Source organism: Synechococcus sp. R55.2, assembly GCF_047462075.1.
Classification (GTDB): domain Bacteria; phylum Cyanobacteriota; class Cyanobacteriia; order Thermostichales; family Thermostichaceae; genus Thermostichus.
The window spans coordinates 1-3,061 of sequence record NZ_JANSIH010000387.1; the positions used below are offsets into that span (position 1 = coordinate 1).

Sequence of the window (3,061 nt, forward strand, 5' to 3'; positions counted from 1 at the left end):
CCGGTGGGGGTGTTGATCTCAGAGGCGCTGCGCTGAGAGGGGGCCTATCTGATCAATCGGAAGGGGCAGCGCTTCATGGCCGCCTATGCCCCCAGCCAGATGGAATTGGCCCCACGGGACATCACCTCGCGGGCGATTGTTACGGAGGTGCGGGCCGGGCGCGGTATTGACGGCAAAGATTTTGTCTACTTAGACCTGCGGCATCTGGGGGCAGAAAAGATCCACACTCGGCTGCCCTTCTGTTGGGAGGAGGCCCATCGCCACTTGGGCATCGATGCGGTTGTCGATCCCATTCCAGTGCGACCGACGGTGCACTACTGCATGGGCGGGATCCCGGTGACGGTGGAGGGGCAGGTACTGCGGGATGCCCAAACCCGTGTGGAAGGGCTGTTCGCTGCCGGTGAAACGGCCTGTGTTTCGGTGCATGGGGCTAATCGGCTGGGCAGCAACTCTCTCCTGGAGTGCGTTGTTTTCGGGCGGCGCACAGGGGCAGCCATGGTAGAAGCCGTCAGAGGTCGAGCCTTGCCGAAAGTGGACGAGGGATCCCTACTCAAACAGGCCGCCAGCCGGATTGCCGGGCTCCTGGAACGATCAGGGAAGAGCCGCATTGATCAGGTGCGGCGGCAATTTCAAGATTGCATGACCGAGCATTGCGGCGTCTACCGCACCGAATCGGTTCTCCAAGAAGGGATCCAAACATGGCAACAGATCCGCCAGCGTTACGAGCGGGATTTGCATTTGGACGATCGGGGCAAGGTGTGGAACACCGAGCTGATCGAAGCGCTGGAGCTGGACAACCTCATGACGGTGGGGGCTTTGATCCTCGCCAGCGCCCTGGAACGGCGGGAAAGCCGTGGCTCCCACGCGCGGGAAGATTACCCCCAACGGGATGATCAACGGTTTTTACAACACACCTTGGCTGCCTTTCGCGAGGGATCCCCGCAGATCAGCTATCGCCCCGTGGTGATCACCCGGTTTCCCCCTCAGGAGCGAAAATACTAACTTTCCAGAGGCCTCCCAGGCCGATTAGGATTGCTCTATCGTTCCCGTTAGCAGGATGGAGCCCCTTTCAAAATTATCCAATATCTAGGGATTCCATCTTCGCCAGCTTGAAATCTCGTCTACTGCCGGAGGGCCAGCCATGCAAGAAACCCTGGAGAAAGCAGCCGTCGCCCTGCAAGCGGAGCTGAATCTGGAGCCTTTTTGGATGCCCTTTACGGCCAATCGGCAATTTAAAGCCAACCCGCGCCTGTTGGTGGCCGCCCGAGACATGTACTACACCAGCCACGATGGCCGCCAAATCCTAGATGGGACTGCCGGGCTGTGGTGTGTGAATGCCGGCCACTGCCGCCCCCAAATTGTGGAAGCGATCCAACAGCAGGTGGCCCAACTGGACTACGCCCCAGCTTTTCAAATGGGCCATCCCAAAGCCTTTCAACTGGCAGAGCAGCTCATCCAGCTCACTCCTGCCGGACTGGATCACGTTTTTTTCACCAACTCTGGCTCTGAGGCGGTGGATACGGCCCTGAAAATGGCCATCGCCTACCACCGGATACGCGGACAGGGATCCCGGCAGCGGCTGATTGGCCGGGAACGGGGCTACCACGGCGTTGGCTTTGGGGGCATCTCGGTCGGGGGCATCTCCAACAACCGCAAGTTTTTCGGCAGCCTCATTCCCGGCGTAGACCACCTACCCCACACCCACAACCTGGAGCAAAACGCCTTTAGCCGCGGCCTGCCTCGCTGGGGATCCCACTTGGCAGAAGACTTGGAGCGGATCGTCGCTCTCCACGATGCCAGCACGATTGCAGCGGTGATCGTAGAGCCGGTTGCCGGTTCAACGGGGGTGTTGCTGCCGCCGGTGGGCTATTTGGAAAAGCTGCGGGCCATTTGCGACAAATACGGCATTCTGCTCATCTTCGATGAGGTGATCACCGGCTTTGGGCGTCTGGGATCCCCTTTTGCGGCCAATTACTTTGGGGTGGTGCCGGATCTGATTTGCTGTGCCAAGGGCCTCACCAATGGCACCATCCCGATGGGCGCAGTGATCGTCAAGCAAGAGATCTACAGCGCCTTCATGGAGGCTGCTGGTTCCGCTGATGACCTGCACCGTCCAGGGGACAACAGCAGGACGCTGTCCTGGAGCCCCATCGAGTTTTTCCACGGCTACACCTACTCCGGCCACCCAGTTGCCAGTGCCGCCGGCTTGGCTACCCTGAACCTGTATCGAGAAGAAGGCTTGTTCGAGCGGGCTGCCAACCTCGCTCCCCTCTGGGAGGAGGCTCTCCATTCCCTACGGGGCTTGCCTCATGTCATCGATGTGCGCAACCTCGGCTTGGTGGGGGCAATTGAATTGGAAGGGATCCCTGGCCGACCGACAGCGCGGGCTTTTGAAGCGTTTTTGCGCTGCTACGAGCGGGGGGTATTGATTCGCACCACAGGCGATATCATCGCTCTCTCCCCACCTTTGATTATCCAGGAAACCCACATTGAACGCTTAGTCACCACCCTGAAGCGAGTTCTTCAAGAGCTACCTTAGTCCTGAATCGACAAGAGAGACTGCCTGAGGGAGTTAGAAGCTTCTGGGGCTGGGCGTCGGCGAAGGACTGGGAGAGGGACTGGGTCTGGGCGAAGGGGATACCGAGGGAAAGGGATTGGGGGTGCCGGTCGGCGTTGGCGAGGGGGAGGGACTGGGCGCAGGCAACACCCGTAAAGGAGCTTTGGCCGAAGCAATTCGGCCCTGGGTATCCGCCACCATTGCCGTCACCTCATAATCCCCGGTGGGAGCAGAAGCAGGAATGGGTATGGGGATGGTGCCAATGCAGGCTCTGCTGTTGGGCTGACAGCCGACGGCAGCGGCAGTGAAATCAAAGGTGAGGGTGAGGGGGCTTTGTCGGATTTCCACCCGGAAGCTGATGCCGGCCCCCAAACCTGCAGGAGTCGTCACGGCCACCAGCACGTTGAAGGGTACCGTCTGTCGCGCGTCCGTCAGGGCCACCACGGCAATCGAAGGCGGCTCTGCTGCAAAGGAAGCAGTGGGAGAGGGGCTGGGAGTGGGGTA

The 3,061-nt window shown here is 60.2% G+C and carries 2 protein-coding genes and 1 pseudogene; 2 read left to right on the plus strand and 1 reads right to left on the minus strand.

Going from position 1 to position 3,061, the window contains the following annotated elements:
• The first annotated feature begins 48 nt into the window (after nucleotides 1–48).
• Both NW838_RS12265 and NW838_RS12270 read left to right on the plus strand, forming a co-directional pair.
• Nucleotides 49–1,002 (plus strand): FAD-binding protein, encoded by a 954-nt coding sequence (locus NW838_RS12265; RefSeq protein WP_414428122.1) that lies wholly within the window; start codon nucleotides 49–51, stop codon nucleotides 1,000–1,002.
• 139 nt (nucleotides 1,003–1,141) lie between these two features.
• Nucleotides 1,142–2,539 carry an aspartate aminotransferase family protein gene (locus NW838_RS12270; RefSeq protein WP_414428121.1) on the plus strand — a complete coding sequence of 466 codons (1,398 nt, stop codon included), beginning with the start codon at nucleotides 1,142–1,144 and terminating at the stop codon, nucleotides 2,537–2,539.
• 33 nt (nucleotides 2,540–2,572) lie between these two features.
• Here the strand turns inward: NW838_RS12270 and NW838_RS12275 are convergent.
• A pseudogene (locus NW838_RS12275) lies at nucleotides 2,573–3,061 on the minus strand (hypothetical protein); the annotation flags it as partial.